The sequence below is a fragment of the Jiella mangrovi genome (assembly GCF_017815135.1).
Classification (GTDB): domain Bacteria; phylum Pseudomonadota; class Alphaproteobacteria; order Rhizobiales; family Rhizobiaceae; genus Jiella; species Jiella mangrovi.
In genome coordinates, this window is record NZ_JAGJCF010000006.1 from 65,707 (window position 1) to 84,024 (window position 18,318).

Here is an 18,318-nt window from a genome sequence, read left to right on the forward strand (position 1 = left end):
AGCTGCCATTCAGGCCGCGCGCGGCGAATGACGGGAAGAAGCCGTTTCGTCGGTCATGCGTCCCAGCGGGTACCGCGTACTCGACAAATGCGCCTTGTTGCGCGCGACCGTCGCCGACCAGTGCGGCTTGCGCCACGTCGCAGCCTGCTGTTCGAACATGACGATGCAAGTGGGATCAGGCAGGATGGGCGCGCAGGTGCGCCTGTGGCGGGGCGCCGAACATGCGCTTGTATTCGCGGCTGAACTGCGAGGGGCTTTGGTAGCCGACCTCGAAAGCGACGGAGGTGACCGGTGTACCGATGGCAAGACGTCGCTGAGCGTCCAGGAGGCGAATATGGCGCTGATACGCAAGTGGGCTCAGCCCGGTGACAGCCTTGAAGTGTCGATGGAACGAGGTTTCGCTCATCCCGACGGCGGCGGCAACCTCCGGGATCACGACGGCGCAGGTGGCCCGAACCCGGATGTGGTCGACCGCCCTGCCGATTGCCGCGATATTCCCCCGCACATCGGCGATCCGGCGCAGCGTACCGCCAAGCGGACTTCGCAGGAGGCGATAGAGTAGCTCTCGTTCCGTCAGCGGCGCGAGAACCGTGACGTCTTCAGGCGTGAGCGTCAGCCGCACGAGCCTTAGCATACATTCGCGGATACCATCATCTGCCGGGACCGCCCGGAATGCAGGCGCCTCGCCGCACGGTCCGTCGGGCATATCGACCAGGAGCGCGGCGACCATGCCAGGATCGAGCGTCAGCTGCGCGCCGAGATAGGGACGGCCCTGCGTAGCAGTCATCACCTGGTAGCGGAACGGCAGCCCGACGATCGACACTGCGCAATCGCCGGGGCTCATGTCATAGGTGGCGCCCGCGATCACCGTGCGCTTCACCCCCTGCAGCACGAGGTAGACGGCTGGTTCGAACATCGCCGGTGCGCTGCCTGTCGGCCGATCAGCGCTCCATAGCTGCAGCCGTGGAACGCCCGTTGCGATCCCAGCGCCATCCGGTCCGACGCGCCGTGTCAGGGCGCTGATCAGTCTTTCGTCGAGCATGCTGAGCTCGTTACGCAATTTGGGAGGATCAGGCAAGCTTCTGGTGAGATCGGGATCGCGGAGGGAGCCGATGAGGCCATATTCGGTGCATCACCATCGGAGACCTATCATGACTGACAAGATAACTGCCCTCGTCACGGGGGCAAACAAGGGGATCGGCTTTGAGGTCGCGCGCCAGCTCGGGACGCAGGGTCATGAGGTCTGGCTGGGATGCCGCAACGCCGCGCTGGGCGAAGAGGCCGCCATGTCCCTGCGCGACAAGGGCATCGAGGCGCGAGCGGTGACGCTCGACGTGACCGACAGCGCCAGTATCAAGGCCGCGGCGGCCCGGGTCTTGGACGAATCCGGCAAGCTCGACGTCCTCGTGAACAACGCCGGCATCAGCATCGGCGCGCCACCTCGCCTGAGCGAAGAGAACATCGCCGACATGCAGGCGATGTTCGACGTGAACACCTTTGGTCCGGTGCGGGTCACTCAGGCGTTTCTCCCGCTTTTACGCCAGGCTCAGGGTGCGCGGATCGTGATGCTGAGCAGCGGGCTCGGATCGCTCGCCGATGCCACGGACATGGCCGGGTTGTACTGGAACGTCGGCTTCGCCGGCTACTGCGCATCGAAGACTGCGCTCAACATGCTGACCGTGAAGCTTGCCAAGGAGCTTCTCCCCGAAGGGATCAAGGTCAACGCGGCCGATCCGGGCTTCACCGCGACGGACCTCAACGGCCATACCGGCCATCGTCACGTCGGGCAGGCGGCGAAGGTCGTGGTGGACCTGGCAATGCTGGGCTTCATGGGGCCGACCGCCGGCTTCTTCCACGATGGCCACGCCGGACAATCGCGCAACCGCTGGTGACGCGAAACGCCCGATGATCTTCGGACCCGGCGGGCTTTCGACCTGGCTACCCAGTTTTATGAGCTTTTGGTTCGGGGATGATCGTGCCTGTCTCAAATCATCCAAGATCGGTCGCGCGGCTGATTGGTGCCGACTTGTACGCGTTTTCTGGCCGCGAGGACTGCCAGCGCTTCATGGGCTCAAGGTTCGGCAATTGGCGACCCGGTCGGGAATTCGGTGTAAGGACTCGCTTCCTTACTCCCTGCGCGCTCAGCCCCGTCGGGTGATGAAAACGTTAAGCCGATTGATATTGAGAGCATAGCCGAAAGTCAGGTCCGTCGTTTGCCCCCGTTTCGCGCCATCGTCGTCTTCTACCATGTCGCGCTGCTCGACTCGATTGCGCGGGCTGCCGACCGGTTGGGTGTGACACCCTCGGCGGTCAGTCAGCAGGTCCGGGTCCTCGAAGAGCAGGTCGGAACGAGCCTCGTCACCCGCTCGGGCCGAAATGTGCGGCTGACAGAGGCGGGCGAGCGATACTTCGAGGAGATTTCGGAGCATGTCGAAAGCATCATTCGCTCGACCGAAACAATGCGTGGCATCCGCAAGCCGACGACCATCGCTATCCGGGCAACGCCGACAATTGCGACGAAATGGCTGCTGCCGCGACTGGGTGACTTCCTCGCCAGAGAGCCGGGCACGGAGGTTCATCTCGACGGCAGCAACGAACCCGTGGATTTCACCCGCGATGCCGTCGATCTGGAGATCAGGCATGGAACCGGCGGCTGGCCGGGGCTGCATGTCGAACCACTGACGAGCGAACGCTTCCTGCCCGTCTGTTCGCCCTCGCTCGCCGGGCCGGGTACGCTCTCCTTCGAGGATTTCGTTCGCTTCCGGTTGATCCAGTCGGTCAAGGCTCAGATCCAGTGGGCAACTGGGTTCGATGCCGTTGGGATCGCCGAGCCGCGGATCGCCGCCCGCCTTTCCTTCGACCGGTCTCATATGGCGATCGAGGCCGCCTCGCTTGGCCTTGGCATCGCGCTGGAGAGCGAGTTGATGATGGAAAGCGAACTGCGCTCGGGTCGGCTCGTAGTCCCCGTGTCGCGAACACCTGAGTTGCGCATGTCGACTCAATGGCTCGTCTGTCCGCGTTCCAACCTGCGCAAACGTCGGGTCGTCCGACTCTTGGAATGGCTGCGTGAGAAGGCGATCGAATGGCAGGAAAACAGCCCGGCCAATTCGATAGATTTTCTACCGAAATAGATAGAAGTCATAAATTGACCTAATCCCGTGCGCCGGTCACCCTGAGCGTCAATCGATGGTGGGAGGCCATCGGTGGACCGATTTTCGGCGATTGCCCGGCGCTATTCCCGGGGCCGCCGTCGCGCTCGCCGTCTCCCCGCCATTGACGTTTGAAACGTGCCGATGAAGGCCGGACGGGGAACAAGACGCCATGAATCTTTCCAACATGCTTGCCGAACGCAATGCCAAGGGCAAGCCCATCCGCGTCGGGCTGATCGGTGCCGGGAAATTCGGTTCCATGGTGCTCGCCCAGGCCCGCAAGATCGCCGGCTATCACATCGTGGCCGTCGCCGACCTCGACAAGCAAAAGGTTGGTGCCTCGCTCAACCGCACGGGTTGGCAGAAGGACGAATACGCGGCGACTTCGTTCAGCGATGCGATGGATACGGGGCGGACCTTCATCACCGACGATGCGAAAGCGATGTGCGAGTTCGACGGCATCGAATGCATCATCGAAGCGACCGGGCATCCGCTCTTCGGCGTGCGCCATGCGCTGATGGCAATTGACTCGGGCAAGCACATCGTCATGGTCAATGTCGAGGCCGACGTGATGTGCGGCCCGATCCTGGCTCAAAAGGCACGGGCCAAGGGTCTTGTCTATTCCATGGCCTATGGCGACCAGCCGGCCTTCATCTGCGAATTGGTCGACTGGGTCCGTTCCTGCGGCTTCGAGTTGATTTCGGCCGGCAAAGGCATGAACTTCCAGCCGGAATACCGCTATTCCACACCCGATACCGTCTGGGGCTATTTTGGGTGGTCGGAGGAGTTCGTCGCGAAGGGCGACTTCAATCCGAAGATGTACAACTCCTTCACCGACGGCACCAAGGCGGCAATCGAGATGGCTGCCGTCGCAAACGGCACCGGACTCGACTGCCCCGACGACGGCCTGGCCTTCTATCCGGCGGGCCTTCACGACCTCGCTCAGACCTTCAAGCCGGTCTCGGAGGGGGGGCGCCTGCCGAAGTCCGGCCTCGTCGATATCGCCGCCAGCCAGGAGCCCGACGGCCGCGAGGTCGTCAACAACATCCGCTACGGTATGTTCGTCACCTTCCGGGCGCCCGACGAATACACCCGCGATTGTTTCGGCCAGTATGGCCTTCTGACCGACAAGTCCGGCTGGTACGGCTCGATGTGGCGGCCGTTCCATCTCATCGGACTTGAAACCTCCGTATCGGTTTTGTCAGCGGTCCTGCGCGGCGAGCCGACCGGAACGCCGAGAGAGTTCCGCGCCGATGCCGTGGCGACCGCAAAGAGCGATCTCAAGGCCGGCGATTGGCTCGACGGCGAGGGCGGTTTCGCCACCTGGGCGAAAGCGATCCCCGCGACGCTGTCGACCCGGATCGACGCTCTGCCCATGGGGCTTGCCCATAAGGTGAAGCTCAAGCGTGACGTGAAGCGCGACCAGATCGTCACCATGGCCGACGTCGAGTTGACCGACGACCTCGACGTGGCTGAGGTGCGCCGCGAGCAGGTCGCCACCATGGGGCCGAAGACCGGCGGCGCCGCTGCATGAGTGACGTCGTCCTCTTCGACGCCAAGTTCGGGCGGGCGGTCCCATGAGTGGCGGGATGGCCTTCCTCGGCACAGGCCTCATGGGCGGTCCCATGTGCCGCAATCTCGCCAAGGCAGGATATCGCGTCCGCGCCTGGAACCGGAGTCCGGAAAAGGCCAGGGTCCTTGGCGACGGCGTGACCGTAGCCCACACCGCGGTCGAAGCCACCACGGGCGCTGAGACCTGCATCGTGATGCTGTCCTCCGGCTCGGTTTGCGAGGATGTTCTCTTCGGGCCGGAGGGCGCAGCCGATGCACTCGCCCCCGGCGCTCTCCTCATTGTCATGTCCTCGATTGGACACGAAGAAGCAAAGGCAATGGCATCACGCACGGCGGCAATGGGGCTGCGCTGGATCGATGCGCCGGTGTCCGGCGGCACGAAGGGCGCCACGGCTGCAACACTGTCGATCATGGCCGGCGGCGAACCGCGTGACATCGAGGCGGCCCGCCCGCTCCTCAGTGCCATGGGCAAGGTCGTTCACATCGGACCGTCGGGCTCCGGAGCGCTCGCCAAGCTGATCAACCAGGTCGTGGTCGCCTCGACAATTGCCACCATCGCGGAAGCCTTGCTCTTCGCCGAAGCTGGCGGAGCCGATCCCGCCCGGGTCCGCGAGGCCCTTCTCGGCGGCTTTGCCAATTCTCTCATTCTGGAACAGCACGGTCAGCGCATGATCGACGGTGATTTCGAGCCCGGCGGCCCGGCTCGCTACCAGCTGAAGGATACCCGCGCCGCCAGGGCCTCGGCCACGAGCCTGAACCTCAAGCTGCCGGTTCTCGATCTCGTCGACGGACTGTTCGACGATCTCGTCGCCCATGGCGGCGGCGATCTCGACCATTCGGCTTTGCTCGTCGAGCTGAGACGACGCAACGGGCGGGAGCAGTAAGGAGACCTGCGACCGTTCCGCCATCGACCATCTTCAACAGGGAGGAAACCAAATGAAGATTGCAAATCTCGTCAACCGCCGGACCTTCACCAAAGGTCTCGCCGGCATGGCCATCGCGACCACAGCGCTGACGGCGCTGACATTCGGTGCCCGTGCCGAAACCAATCTGCGGCTCGCCGTGCCTGACCCGATCGGCAGCTCGGTCGGTGTGGCCGCAACCCGCTTTGCCGAGCTGGTCAAGGAGAAGACCGGCGGCGAGGTGACCGTCGATGTGTTTCCGGACGGTGTCCTGTTCGGTGGGGATCAGAACGCGGCCGTCAATCAGCTGGGCTCTGGCGCTCTCGACGGGCTGATTCTGGCCAGCTCGGTCTACGCCTCGTTCGAGCCCCGCATGAACGCGATCTCGCTGCCCTATCTGTTCTCGAACTACGGCCAGTTGCAGTCCTATCTGCGCGGCAAGCCGGGCAAGGAACTGCTCGGCTCACTAGACAAGCTCGGCGTCAAGGGGCTCGGCTTCTTTCTGCGCACTTTCCGGGACGTGACGACGCGCGACACGCCGATCACCAAGCTGGAAGACTTCAAGGGCATCACGATTCGCACGCCCAACAATCCGCTGTTCGTTGCGTTGTTCCAGAAACTCGGCGCCAATCCCACCCCCATGGCCTTCTCCGAGGTCTATTCTGCCTTGCAGCTGAAGGCGATCGACGGGCAGGAAAACCCGGTCGAGGTGCCCCTGCACAATCGGTTCTACGAGGTCCAGGGCCAGCTGAATCTGACGCAGCATATCGCCGACAGCTTCCTCATCGCACTCTCCGGCCAGGCCTGGGATCGCATTCCCGAAGACCACCGCGCCGAAGTCCAGGCGGCAGCCGATGAGATGATCGCCGAACACGATGCCAACGAGATCGCCACGGAAGAGAAGATCATCGACGAGCTTCAGGAAAAGGGCATGAAGGTCAACCGTTTCGCCGATGGCGAGCTGGCCCGTGTCCAGAAAGTCGCCCGCAGCATCTATCCTCAGTTCAAGGAGCAGATCGGCGCGGACTTTGTCGACGAGAGCCTCGCCTTCGTCGATGCGGACAAAGCCTCCGGTGCCAAAACGGGCCAGTAACAGGATCCGACTTTTCAAGAGGCGCTCCGGGCGCCCGCCTTGCGTCGCATCTCCGACCGAAAGATGCGGCCTGGCTCTTCGAGCGCCCCTTTTCGCTCGATGAAAGGGCGGGAACCGTTTTGGTCGCTCTATCCGCAGCCTGGAAGGAAAGCTCCCCGCGTTTGAAACGGCGGAAGCACACTGCCGGGGGCCGAATTCGATCCAGCCTCGATCAAATCGGTCCCCGGTCATAAAAGCGAGAAAACAGCAGCAGGCGCTCTGCCCTCGACAGGGCGGCGCAGGCCGCCGAATTAAGGGGGAGGACGGATGATGAGAAATCTCGACAGATGGCTCTGGCGGTTGGTCGACTTCGGTATCCTGCTGGCAGTTTTCGGCATGGTGCTGCTGATCACGCTGCAGGTCGGCTCGCGCATGATGGCCGCCTCCTATCCCTGGACGGAAGAGCTCTCGCGGTTTTTGTTCATCTGGACGGTCTGGCTGGGGCTTGCCGCATCCTTCCGGGCAGGCTCCCATCCCGCGCTAGACTTCCTTGTCTATCTGGCGCCGTCATCGATGCGGATCGTCTTTCGTGTGGTGCCCGTTCTGGCCACCGTCACCTTGTTTGCCGCGGTAACGTGGTTCGGTTGGGGCCTGTTGCGCCAGCAGATCCGCTTCGGTGAACAATCCGCGATCCTGCAGATCGGCATGTGGTTGAGCACGCTGCCCCTGGTTCTGGGCTCCGCGCTGTCGATCGTCGGCGTCGTCATCGATGGCATCGTGCGCGATCCGCTCGCCGACCCCATCGAAGATCAGTTGAGCCAGACGGAGAGTATCGCGTCATGAGCCTGACACTTCTGGGCGTCTTCGCCGTGCTCGCGATTTTCGGCGTGCCCCTGGCCGTCGCCCTCGGGCTGGGGACGCTCGCGACGCTCTGGTGGTACCAGCTGCCGCTCAGCATGATCACCCAGTCGATGGCGACGTCGATCAATTCGTTTCTACTGATTGCCGTGCCGCTCTTCATTCTCGCCGGTCAGATCATGGAGCGGGGCGGATTGTCGGAGCGCATTTTTGATGCGGCCGAAGCCCTGATCGGACGGTTTCTGGGCGGACTCGGCCACGTCAACATCGCGTCGTCCTTCGTCTTCGGCGGAATTTCCGGCTCGTCGGTCGCCGATATCGCCAGCCTCGGTCCGATCACCATCCGCTCAATGACGACGCGCGGCTATCCGCGTCCCTACGCGGCGGCGCTCACGATGATCACCTCGACCCTCGCGACACTCGTACCGCCCTCGATTCTGATCATCATTGCCGCCGCGGCGGCCGGCCTGTCGGTCGGGGGGGCGCTCGCGGCCGGGCTCGGTCCTGGCCTTCTTCTCGCCCTCTCGCTCGCCGCCTACAATGCCTGGGCAGCCAAACGCTATGGCTACGGTGTCAAGGTGAGCTTCGAGATGGGCCGGGCGGTCAAGGCCTTTGCCCGCGCTCTGCCTTCGGTCGGCGCCCCGATCATCATCCTGACGGGGATGTTCTCGGGCATCGTCACCCCAACCGAAGCGGCGGGCCTTGCCGTCCTTTACACCCTGCTCGTCGCGGGCATCATCCACCGTGAGATCGGCTGGCGGGATTCCGTCAATCTGAGCATCATCGCCGGCCGAACGGCAGGCGCCGTGCTCCTGATTCTCATGGTCGCGAGCGCCGCCACCTACGTCTTCACCATCGACCGACTGGCCCAGAAGACCTCGACCATCCTCGATCTGTTCGGGGGATCGTCCTTCGCCACCTTGATGGTCATGGGGCTGGTGTTCCTGCTCGTGGGCATGCTGATGGACATCGTCGCGGCGGCGTTGATGCTGATCCCCGTGCTCATGCCGGCCGCCGTCCAGGCCGGCGTGGATCCGATGCATTTCCTGATCTTCATGAGCGCCAGCCTCGCGGTCGGCTTGGCCACACCGCCTGTCGGTACTTGCCTCTTCGCAACGGCCTACGTCTCCCGCGTTCCGATCCCGCAACTGGTGAAGGCGGCAACGCCCTTCTACGCGATCAACCTCGTTGTCCTCATCCTCGTCGCGGCGGTTCCGCAGATCGTCCTGTGGCCGATGTGGCTACTGACGTGAAGGTCCCCCAGCTACTTTGAGAGTAAATTCTGGCTGCTGGCATTGAGCTCGCGCCGCGTTTGAGAAAATTCTTCTTGTGAAGCGTTTCCTGAAGCCGGAGGAAAGCACGAGCGCTTTCATCTAAAAGCTGCTTGGCAACTCCAGACAAGTGCGGCGCCATCAGGTCCCAATGAGGCGACCTCGTTCAAATCGCGCATGGCAACGCTGTACGACGTGCCTCGTCATCGTCGCCGGCCGGCTGGCCGAATGCGCCAATGTTTGAGGATCGTTCAACGAACCAACTCGCATCCATTTGCAAAACGTCGCTCTCGCGAAGTGGCTGCTTATCTTCCAGGCGAGCCTTACCCCTCAGCGCGTCCCATTCGGCGTCGAGTTTCATCCTTTCCAGGCGGGCAAGTCGGCCGGTTTCCTGGAACCCACCAGTTTGTAGAGACCGCCTGATCTCGCGCTTCCCTACGACGTCTCGAAGGGCATCCGGGACCCACACGGAGCCAATAGGTGCTTCCGCGCAGCTGAAGATGGGGCGTTTGTCGAGCCATACTGAGATGCGCTTGTGTACCAGTTGTTTGTACCAAATAGGCATACCAAGCCCCTGCAAAGCAGGAGCTTCCAGCATCGTCAAGCGTTTAAGAGAAATTGGTGGAGCCAAGCGGGATCGAACCGCTGACCTCTACAATGCCATTGTAGCGCTCTCCCAGCTGAGCTATGGCCCCACTTTGCCGGCTCGCGGCTGAAACGGAGCTGGGTGATCCGTCTCGTGTGGGCGGGTGTGTATGCGAGACCGGAGCGAAGATCAAGAGCTTTTCGAAGCCGGGGCCGAGGCTTTTGTCGCGTATGGTTCGGCCGCGCGCGAGATGGTGCGGATCAGGTCATGACGGAACGGTGACGGTTCGTACCGGCGCCGTTCGCGACAGGCCCGTCAGAGCGCCGTGCGCGAGCGCATGGCGGCGGCGAGCGTTCCCTCGTCGAGATAGTCGAGTTCGCCGCCCACCGGCACGCCGTGGGCAAGACGCGTCACCTTGACGTCGAGGCCTTCCAGCCGGTCCATGATGTAATGCGCGGTCGTCTGGCCCTCGACAGTGGCGTTGACGGCGATGACCAGCTCCTTGACGCCGCCGGCCTCGATCCGGTCGATGAGCTGGCGGATGGTCAGATCCTCCGGCCCGACGCCCTCGAGCGGCGACAGGACGCCGCCAAGGACGTGATAGGCGGCGTTCAGGGCTTTCGCCCGCTCCAGCGCCCATAGATCCGAAACGTCCTCGACGACGACCACCGTCGCCTGATCGCGGGCGTGATCGGTGCAGATAGTGCAGGGGTCGCGCGAATCGATATTGCCGCAGGTCGAACAGATGCCGATCTTGTCCCGCGCCTCTGCCATGGCGGCAGTCAGCGGCGTCAGGAGCTGTTCCCGGCGCTTGACGAGATGCAGCGCGGCCCGGCGCGCCGAGCGGGGGCCGAGGCCCGGAAGCTTGGCAAGCAGCTGGATCAGCTTCTCGATTTCGGGGCCGGCGACGGATTTTGCCATGTCAGCATCTAACGAAAATGAGGGACGATCTGACCCTCGGAGTTTCACTATCGCAATGCGCCGGCGCGACACCCCCCTCTGCCCTGCCGGGCATCTCCCCCACAAGGGGAGAGATCGGCAGCTCTAATGCCGCCGCCGGCCGACAGGCATGTCCGCCCGATGGATGCGACGCAGATGAGGCGGGACGATTATTTGAGATCGATCTCCCCCCTTGTGGGGGAGATGCCGGTAGGCAGAGTGGGGTAGGCGCCGCCACAATTGGCTTTCGATACGGCGCGGACGCTCGCGCGAGAATCGAGAAGGCAATGCTGCCAGTCTCTCTGCATCGAACCTTTGAGGCTGATCCCTCAGAACGGCAGCTTCATCCCCGCCGGAAGGTTCAGCCCCGCCGTCATTTCCTGGGTCTTTTCCTGAATGGCCTTCTGCAGCTTGGTGTGGGCATCGGCATGGGCGGCGACGATCAGGTCTTCGAGGATGTCCTTCTCGTCTTCCTTCAACAGCGAGGGGTCGATGGTGAGGCCCGCCATCTCGCCGCTGCCGCGCAGGGTGACGGTGACGAGGCCACCGCCGGACTGGCCGGCCGCCTCGACGCTTTTCACGTCCTCCTGCAGCGTGGCCATCTTTTCCTGCATGGCCTTCGCCTGCTTCATCATGTTCATCAGGTCTTTCATCGCGGGGCTCCTCGTTCGGGCATGGTTGGTGGCGGGTTGCCGGGCGGTTCGTCGTTCGAGGCGATATAGGGACGACGCGGTGTCGATTTGAGGTCTGCCGTCTCTCTTTCCGCCGATCCCGTCGCACCAAAAGCCGCGCGGCCTCAGTCGTCGTCGAGAAACTCGTCGGGATCGCCGAGAAAGTCGTCCTCGGCCGCCGCGATCGCCGGTGCCGCCTCTTCCTCGGCGTCGCCGCGAAGGGTGACATTGGTGATCTTGGCGCCCGGGAATGCCGAAAGGATCGCCGCGACTTCCGGGTCCGCGGCCGCATCGTCGATCAGGCTCGCCCGCTTTTGCGCCTCGCGCTCGTCGAGCGTCGGCTCGCCGCCGGCCGAGGAGACGGTGACGACCCAGCGCTGGCCGGTCCAAAGGTGCAGCCGCTTCATCAGATCGCCGATCAGCGTCTGTGGCGCGCCCTCGGCCAGCCCCACCTCGATGCGCCCCGGCTGGAAGCGGACCGGGCGCAGATAGCGGCGGATCGAGACCCGCATCAGGGAATCGCGCTTGTCCTCGGCGATTTTCGCCAGCGCCTCGATGCTGCCGATCGCGACTTCGTTCGGCTGCTGGGCAGACTTGGTTTCAAGCCGCGGCCGCGCCTCCATGCGGGCACCGCCGCCGCTTGCCGAGGCGACGAGGCGTGGCGCCGAGTTCCCCGAGGATGCCGTGGGGCCTGCGGAACCGATCGAGGCCGATGCGCCGCCATTGCCGCCGGAAGGCGCAGCGGGCGGTGCGGCGCCGGCCGGCAATGCGCCGTCGCCGCCCTCGCGGATCAGCCGCAACAGATCGTCGGGCGAGGGCAGGTCGGCGGCATGGGCGACCCGGATCAGCGCCATTTCCGCGGCCTGACGCGGGGTCGTGGTGGTGCGCATCTCCTCGCTCGCCTTGAGCAGCATCTGCCAGACCTGGCCGAGGGTGCGGATCGAGAGCTTTTTCGACAGGTCCAGCCCGCGCTCGGCCTCCATCGGCGAGACGGCCGCGTCTTCGGTGGCGTCGGGGACGTAGCGCAGCGTCGTGACAAGATGGGTGAAATCGGCGAGTTCGGAGATCACCACCGCCGGATCGGCGCCGGCGGCATATTGCTCGCGCAGTTCGATGAGCGCGCCGGCGGCATCGCCCGCCATCAGCATCTCGAAGAGGTCGATGATCCGCACCCGGTCGGCAAGGCCGAGCATGTCGCGGACGGCGAGTTCGGTGACGGTGCCGGAGCCATGGGCGATCGCCTGATCGGTGATCGACAGGGAATCGCGCACCGAGCCCTCGGCCGCCCTTGCGATGAGGCGCAGCGCATCGTCCTCGATCGAGACCTCTTCGGCCGCGGCGATCTTCTTCAGATGCTGGATCAGGGTGGCCGATTCGACCCGGCGCAGATCGAAGCGCTGGCAGCGCGACAGGACGGTGATCGGAACTTTGCGGATTTCCGTCGTCGCAAAGACGAACTTCACATGCTCCGGGGGTTCTTCCAGGGTCTTGAGCAGGCCGTTGAAGGCCTGGTTCGACAGCATGTGCACTTCGTCGATGATGTAGACCTTATAGCGCGCCGAGACCGGCCGATAGCGCACCTGGGCGATGATCTCGCGCACGTCGTCGATGCCGGTGTGGGAGGCGGCGTCCATCTCGACGACGTCGACGTGCCGGCCCTCCATGATCGCCTGGCAGTGGACGCCGGGGCCTGTCATGTGGATCGTCGGCTGGTGGATGTCGTCGGTTTCGTAGTTCAGCGCGCGGGCTAGAATGCGGGCCGTCGTCGTCTTGCCGACACCTCTGACGCCCGTCAACATCCAGGCCTGGGCGATGCGGCCGGTCTCGAAGGCGTTGGTGAGGGTGCGCACCATCGGCTCCTGGCCGATGAGATCGTCGAAGGAGCGCGGCCGGTATTTTCGCGCGAGGACGCGGTAGGGCTCGGGCTTTGCGGCCGCTGCCGTTCCGGTGGTCGTCTCGGTGCCCTCGGTTTCGCTCATGATGCCGCTTCAGCCGATCCTGATCTTCGCTGCGTTTCGTTCTGACGGGATAGGGCGGGCGGCGCAAGGGCGATCGATTGCTGCCGGGTTTTTCGAGCTACTCGGGATCGAAGCGTCCCTTCTTGAACAGGACCTCGTAGTTTTGGCCGCGCGGAAAAACATTGGTGATCTCGACGACGTCGGTGACGCGATAGAGGATAAGCGCCTTATCCTCGAATGGGACGCTTCGCAGGCCCGCTTCAAGTTCGTCCCGCCGGCGCCCACCGCGTGGAGCGTCGCCAATCTTGCGACATCGCAGAATGATACGATCTACATATCGTTCAGCCACAAGAGCGCTTTGACTGAGCTCGGCAACGGCCTCGAGAATGTCGTTGAGATCGGCAAGCGCTTCCGGCCGGTAGATGACCTCAACGCGTCTCATCGGCGGCAGCTTTTTCGCGCTGCGCCATGGACTCGTTCAGCCGCGCACGGACTTCCGCTTCTGTCAGGCTCGGGCGAGGGTCTTCAAGCGATCTGCGAATGCGGGCTCGAATGGCGTCGAGCTGCCGTTCATCATCCTCCCGCTCGCGCTGCCAGGCCCGAACAGCCTCCTGCAGCGCTTCGCTTTCGGACCCGAACTCTCCTGACTCGACGGTTTCGCGCAGGGTCCGCACCATGTCTGCGGGCAATTCGACGCTGAGCTTTTCTGCAACGGCCACGGCGCGCTCCTTCGGATCCTCGGCGCAAATATAATCGAAAACCACGCCTTTTGCACGCTGCGAGCCAGTGTCCGAAGGGTCTCAGATCTTCAAGAGCTTGCGCGCATTCTCCTTCAGAATCAGCGGGCGCACCTCGTCCTTCATCTCCAGCTTTTCGAAATCCGCCAGCCAGCGGTCGGGCTTGATCACCGGCCAGTCGGAGCCGAAGAGCATTTTGTGCTTGAGGATGGAGTTGGCGTATTTGACGAGGATCGGCGGGAAGTATTTCGGCGACCAGCCGGACATGTCGATATAGACGTTCGGCTTGTGCTGGGCGATGGCCAGCGCCTCCTCCTGCCAGGGGAAGGAGGGGTGGGCCATGATGATCGGCATGTCGGGGAAGTCGACGGCGACGTCGTCAAGATGGATGGGGTTGGAGTATTTCATCCGCATGCCCATGCCGCCGCGCATGCCCGAGCCGACGCCGGTCTGGCCGGTGTGGAAGAGGGCGATGGCGCCGGCTTCGGCGATCGCCTCGTAAAGGACGTAGGCCGAGCGGTCGTTGGGGTAGAAGCCCTGCATCGTCGGGTGGAACTTGAAGCCCTTGATGCCGAAGTCCTCGATGAGACGCCGAGCCTCCCGGGCGCCGGCCTTGCCCTTGGCCGGGTCGATCGATGCGAAGGGCAGCATCACGTCCGAATTTTCGGCGGCGATCTGGGCGACCTCCTCGTTGGCATAGCGGCGGAAGCCGGTCTCGCGTTCGGCATCGACCGGGAAGATGACGCAGCCGATTTTCTTTTCACGATAGTAGGCGGCCGTCTCGACCATTGTCGGCGGATGCTCGTAGGGCGCCTTGAAATAGCGCGCCATGCCGGCCTGGAAGTCGTCATAGCCGTCGTCCGGGTGGCAGCCGCACGGCTCCTCGGCATGGGTGTGGATATCGATGGCGATCAGCTCGTCGACATTCATGGAAAATCCTCCCTCGATTGGTCCTATGCCGACCGCGATCGGCGGATGCGGCTCAAAAGCCGCCGAGTTTGTGAAGCAGAGACAGGAGCGTCTGGCGCTCGGTTTCGGTCAAGGCGGCCGCGCTCGCTTTTTCATGGGCGAGAAATTTCGGCATCACGGCTTCGACCCGCTGTCGCCCGGCCGCCGTCAGGGTCAGCTCGACGGCGCGCCGGTCATCCTGGGGCACCCGCCGTTCGACGAGGCCGGCCTCGTCGAAGCCCTGGACGATCTTGGCCATATGCGAGCGCTTGATCATCAGCGCGCCGGCAAGGACGCCCTGCCTGATGCCGGGATTTTCGCCGATGGTGATCAGCACCGAGAACGAGCCGGGCTGCAGCCCCTCCTCGGCAAAGGCCGAGAAGAAGTCCTCGAAGGCCTTGATCTGGGCGAGGCGCAGGCGAAAGCCGAGACTTTCCGCCAGCGGCCCGAAGTCGACGGCGGGCGCTTCGCCGCCTCCGGTCCCGCTGGCTTCGAAGCGGTCTGCGCCGTGTTCCGCCATCGCCTGCCGGGAAAGCGCGCTCACGCCGCGCCGTCCCGCCCGCTCTTGTCGAGGGCCACCTTGCCGGCACGCTTTTCCAGAAAGGCCTGCAGCCGTTCCTTGGCCTCGGGGCTCGTCTGGGTGAAGGAGGCCATCAGGCTTTCGACGAAGAGGCCGTCCTCCGAGCTCATGTCCTGGATGCGCGACAGGGCATGGATGACGGCGTAGTTCGACAAGGGCGCGTTTCCGGCGGCCGCCTTCGCGACGGCCTTCGCCTTTTCCAGCGCCTCGCCCTCGGGCACGACATATTGCACCACGTTCCAGCTTTCGGCGGTCGCGGCATCGATCACGCGGCCCGACAGCATGAGGTCGCTCATCCGGGCCGCGCCCATCAGCCTTGCGACCCTCACCGCACCGCCGCCGCCGACGAAGATACCGCGCTGGCCCTCGGGCAGGGCGAAGAAGGCGGAGGCGTCGGCGACGCGGATGTGGGTGGATGCGGCAAGCTCCAGCCCGCCGCCGACGACGGCGCCATGCAGGGCCGAGACCCAGGGGATGCGGCCGCGCTCGATCGTCGAAAAAACCTGATGCCAACGGCGCGAGCCGTAAATGCCTTCGATCGGTGACTTTTCGGAATGTTCGGCAAGATCGAGCCCGGCGCAGAAATGCGGGCCATGGCCGAAGATGACACCGGCCTTTGCGGTCTTTTCGACCTCGGCCACGGCGTCGGCGATCGCTTCGACGAAGCGGTCGGAAATCGCATTGCGCTTGGTCGGCCGGTTGAGGCCGAGAAGCGCGATGGGACCATCCATCTCGATGGTCACGAAGTCACTGTGCGCTTGCTCGCTCATGCCGTCCTCATCTGCCGCGTCTTCTGCCAACAGAACACCGGTCACGGCGAAAAGTCAATTTTGTTTCCGTGTGGATTGTTTTTGAGTGGACAAACTCTGACGGCTCGGCCACCTTTGCCGGGCATCGAAGGGAATGAGGATCGATGTCACGGGAGGACGCCATGGTCGAGAATCGAGCGGTAGGGCCGCAGGAGGCAGGTGCCGGAGAAGGCGAGGCCATCCCCTTGCGGCCGTCACGGGTCTGGGCGCCGGTGATCCGGACCGAAGAACGCGCGGACGGCAGTCTCATCGTGACGCAGGACGGTGCCTTGCCGGCCTATCCCGACCGCCTGACCGACAAGCTCTTCGAATGGGCCGAACGCGTACCGGAGCGAACGCTCTTTGCGCAGCGGCCGAAGCCCGGCGGCGAGGGCTGGATCAAGATCAGCTATCGCGAGATGGTGGACCGTATCCGATCGGTCGGCCAGGCTCTGCTCGACAGCCCGGCCTCGGCCGAGCGACCGGTGATGATCCTGTCCGGCAATTCTCTCGATCATGCGACGCTGGCGCTCGCCGCCATGCATGTCGGCATTCCCTATGCGCCGATCTCGCCGGCCTATTCGCTGCTGTCGCAGGATTTCGGCAAGCTGAAGGCCATCGCTGCGGATCTGACGCCCGGCCTCGTCTTTGCCGCCGACGGGAAGCTTTTCGGCAAGGCGATCGCGGCGATCCTGCCGCACGACGCTCTGCTTGTTCTCGGCCATGGAGACGATGCGGCAGGGCGCGGTGTTTCCTTTGCTTCGCTTGCGAAAACCGTGGCGAGCGACCGTGTCGAGGCGGCGCATGATGCCGTCGATGGCCGGACGATCGCCAAGATCCTCTTTACCTCGGGCTCGACCGGCAGCCCGAAGGGCGTCATCCAGACCAACGGTATGCTTGCGGCGAACCAGGCGATGGTCGCCGATTGTTATGCCTTCCTGCAGGACGAACCGCCGGTTTTGGTCGACTGGGCACCCTGGAACCACACGGCGGCCGGCAACAAGGTGTTCAACCTCACCTTCTGGCATGGCGGCAGCTACTATATCGACGAGGGCAAGCCGACCCCCGCAGGCATGGACGAGACCTGCCGCAACCTCAAGGAAATCTCGCCGACCTGGTATTTCAACGTGCCCAAGGGCTACGAGGAGCTCAGCCGCCGTTTCGGCGAGGATGCGGAGCTGCGCCGCTCCTTCTTCCGCGACCTGAAGATGATGATGTATGCCGGCGCCGGCATGGCCCAGCACACCTGGAACACGCTGGAAGCGCAGGCGCTCGAAACCCTCGGCCACCGGGTGCGCCTCGTTTCAGGCCTCGGCTCGACCGAGACCGGCCCTTTCGCGATCGCCGGGACCGACCCGCAGCCGGAAGCCGGCAATGTCGGCGTTCCGGCGAAGGCGGTGACCTTGAAACTCGTGCCGACGGGCGGCCGGCTCGAAGCGCGGCTGAAGAGCCCGAGCATCACGCCGGGATATTGGCGAAAGCCTGATCTGACGGCGGAAGCTTTCGACGAGGAAGGCTTCTACAAGCTGGGCGATGCCCTGCGCTTCGCCGAGCCGGGCAAGGCCGAGAAAGGCTTTCTCTTCGACGGCCGTGTGGCCGAGAACTTCAAGCTCGGCACCGGCACATGGGTCGCCGTCGGCCCTTTGCGTGCGGCGCTGGTCGATCATTTCGGCGCGGTGATCCGCGATGCCGTCATTGCCGGCGAGGGGCGCGAAGAGATCGGCGCGCTCGGCCTTGCCGACATTGCCGAATGCCGTCGGCTGCTGGGAAAGGCCGGCGAGGGGCTCGATGATGCGGCGATCCTCGCCCATCCCGAACTGCGCCGGCAATTCTCCGATCGCCTTGTCTCCTTTGCGGCCAGCGCGACCGGCTCGGCCACCCGTGTGACCCGGTTCATCCTGATCGACAAGCCGCCCTCGATCGATCGCGGCGAGGTCACCGACAAGGGATCGCTCAATCAGCGGGCGATGCTGGCCAACCGGCCGGAGCTCGTCGCCGCGCTCTATGGCGCGGACGAACGTGTTGTCGCCCTGTGATCGGACTGATGCGGGCGAAAGCGAACGGACGGGTCCGGCCTGCGGCACGGATTTTTCGGCGCGATGTCGTTTCGACATGAAATGTCGATGTATCGGCCGGACGTCAAAGCTGCTTCGGGCTTCGCCCTCTAAGCCAGCACTGAGCACAAAATATGATCTTATGCATAATAAATAGGCGATTTGATCGGGCTCTGGTCGGGAAAATCGGTTGTTGAGCGTGTATTTTCGCCAGCTCGTAAATTGGCATGACT

General features: G+C 63.9%; 18 protein-coding genes, 1 tRNA gene and 1 pseudogene. 9 read left to right on the top strand and 11 right to left on the bottom strand.

The annotated features are described in order from the left end of the window. Positions 1-175: 175 nt before the first annotated feature. Entirely contained in the window at positions 176-1,042 is an 867-nt protein-coding gene (locus tag J6595_RS10880; RefSeq protein WP_209594581.1) for an AraC family transcriptional regulator, read from the bottom strand. 109 nt (positions 1,043-1,151) lie between these two features. Between J6595_RS10880 and J6595_RS10885 the strand changes: the two genes are divergently transcribed. From J6595_RS10885 to J6595_RS10915, 8 genes and pseudogenes are all read left to right on the top strand, one after another. Then, entirely contained in the window at positions 1,152-1,892 is a 741-nt protein-coding gene (locus J6595_RS10885) for an SDR family oxidoreductase (RefSeq protein WP_209594582.1), read from the top strand. Positions 1,893-2,213: 321 nt separating this feature from the next. Then, positions 2,214-2,342: pseudogene (locus J6595_RS22845) on the top strand (helix-turn-helix domain-containing protein); the annotation flags it as partial. A 117-nt stretch (positions 2,343-2,459) separates the two neighbouring features. After that, the gene (locus J6595_RS10890) at positions 2,460-3,131 is read left to right on the top strand and encodes a LysR substrate-binding domain-containing protein (RefSeq protein WP_342453170.1); all 672 of its coding nucleotides are present in this window, start codon (positions 2,460-2,462) and stop codon (positions 3,129-3,131) included. 190 nt (positions 3,132-3,321) lie between these two features. Further along, complete coding sequence (locus J6595_RS10895; protein WP_209594584.1) at positions 3,322-4,683, top strand: NAD(P)H-dependent oxidoreductase; 1,362 nt, start codon at positions 3,322-3,324, stop codon at positions 4,681-4,683. A 43-nt stretch (positions 4,684-4,726) separates the two neighbouring features. Continuing rightward, complete coding sequence (locus J6595_RS10900; protein ID WP_209594585.1) at positions 4,727-5,605, top strand: NAD(P)-dependent oxidoreductase; 879 nt, start codon at positions 4,727-4,729, stop codon at positions 5,603-5,605. A 52-nt stretch (positions 5,606-5,657) separates the two neighbouring features. Next, positions 5,658-6,716 (top strand): DctP family TRAP transporter solute-binding subunit, encoded by a 1,059-nt coding sequence (locus J6595_RS10905; RefSeq protein ID WP_209594586.1) that lies wholly within the window; start codon positions 5,658-5,660, stop codon positions 6,714-6,716. Positions 6,717-7,025: 309 nt separating this feature from the next. Further along, on the top strand, positions 7,026-7,538 hold the full coding sequence (locus J6595_RS10910) for a TRAP transporter small permease (RefSeq protein ID WP_209594587.1): 513 nt from the start codon (positions 7,026-7,028) through the stop codon (positions 7,536-7,538). Further along, a complete protein-coding gene (locus tag J6595_RS10915) occupies positions 7,535-8,806 on the top strand; it encodes a TRAP transporter large permease (RefSeq protein WP_209594588.1) in 1,272 nt (423 codons plus the stop codon). Before J6595_RS10910 ends, J6595_RS10915 begins: the two co-directional genes overlap by 4 nt. A gap of 184 nt (positions 8,807-8,990) precedes the next feature. Here the strand turns inward: J6595_RS10915 and J6595_RS10920 are convergent, their stop codons facing one another. From J6595_RS10920 to J6595_RS10965, 10 genes are all read right to left on the bottom strand, one after another. Next, positions 8,991-9,422, bottom strand: coding sequence for a DUF6538 domain-containing protein (locus tag J6595_RS10920; protein ID WP_209594589.1), 432 nt, complete (start codon positions 9,420-9,422; stop codon positions 8,991-8,993). 21 nt (positions 9,423-9,443) lie between these two features. Then, positions 9,444-9,519: transfer RNA gene (locus tag J6595_RS10925), tRNA-Ala, on the bottom strand. Positions 9,520-9,725: 206 nt separating this feature from the next. Continuing rightward, on the bottom strand, positions 9,726-10,331 hold the full coding sequence (recR, locus tag J6595_RS10930; RefSeq protein ID WP_209594590.1) for a recombination mediator RecR: 606 nt from the start codon (positions 10,329-10,331) through the stop codon (positions 9,726-9,728). A 347-nt stretch (positions 10,332-10,678) separates the two neighbouring features. Then, positions 10,679-11,002, bottom strand: a complete 324-nt coding sequence (locus J6595_RS10935) for a YbaB/EbfC family nucleoid-associated protein (RefSeq protein WP_209594591.1) — start codon at positions 11,000-11,002, stop codon at positions 10,679-10,681. A 143-nt stretch (positions 11,003-11,145) separates the two neighbouring features. Next, positions 11,146-12,999: a DNA polymerase III subunit gamma/tau gene (locus J6595_RS10940; RefSeq protein ID WP_209594592.1), complete on the bottom strand. Its 1,854-nt coding sequence runs from the start codon at positions 12,997-12,999 to the stop codon at positions 11,146-11,148. 97 nt (positions 13,000-13,096) lie between these two features. After that, on the bottom strand, positions 13,097-13,420 hold the full coding sequence (locus J6595_RS10945; protein ID WP_209594593.1) for a type II toxin-antitoxin system RelE/ParE family toxin: 324 nt from the start codon (positions 13,418-13,420) through the stop codon (positions 13,097-13,099). Beyond that, positions 13,407-13,697, bottom strand: a complete 291-nt coding sequence (locus tag J6595_RS10950; RefSeq protein WP_209594594.1) for a ribbon-helix-helix domain-containing protein — start codon at positions 13,695-13,697, stop codon at positions 13,407-13,409. The genes J6595_RS10945 and J6595_RS10950 overlap by 14 nt, the downstream gene beginning before the upstream one ends. Before the next feature lie 81 nt (positions 13,698-13,778). Further along, positions 13,779-14,645, bottom strand: coding sequence for an amidohydrolase family protein (locus J6595_RS10955; RefSeq protein ID WP_209594595.1), 867 nt, complete (start codon positions 14,643-14,645; stop codon positions 13,779-13,781). A 52-nt stretch (positions 14,646-14,697) separates the two neighbouring features. Continuing rightward, positions 14,698-15,207 (bottom strand): MarR family winged helix-turn-helix transcriptional regulator, encoded by a 510-nt coding sequence (locus tag J6595_RS10960; RefSeq protein WP_342453161.1) that lies wholly within the window; start codon positions 15,205-15,207, stop codon positions 14,698-14,700. Further along, the gene (locus J6595_RS10965) at positions 15,204-16,013 is read right to left on the bottom strand and encodes a crotonase/enoyl-CoA hydratase family protein (RefSeq protein ID WP_209594596.1); all 810 of its coding nucleotides are present in this window, start codon (positions 16,011-16,013) and stop codon (positions 15,204-15,206) included. The genes J6595_RS10960 and J6595_RS10965 overlap by 4 nt, the downstream gene beginning before the upstream one ends. Positions 16,014-16,174: 161 nt before the next feature. Between J6595_RS10965 and J6595_RS10970 the strand changes: the two genes are divergently transcribed. Beyond that, the gene (locus tag J6595_RS10970; RefSeq protein WP_209594597.1) at positions 16,175-18,067 is read left to right on the top strand and encodes a feruloyl-CoA synthase; all 1,893 of its coding nucleotides are present in this window, start codon (positions 16,175-16,177) and stop codon (positions 18,065-18,067) included. Positions 18,068-18,318: the final 251 nt, after the last annotated feature.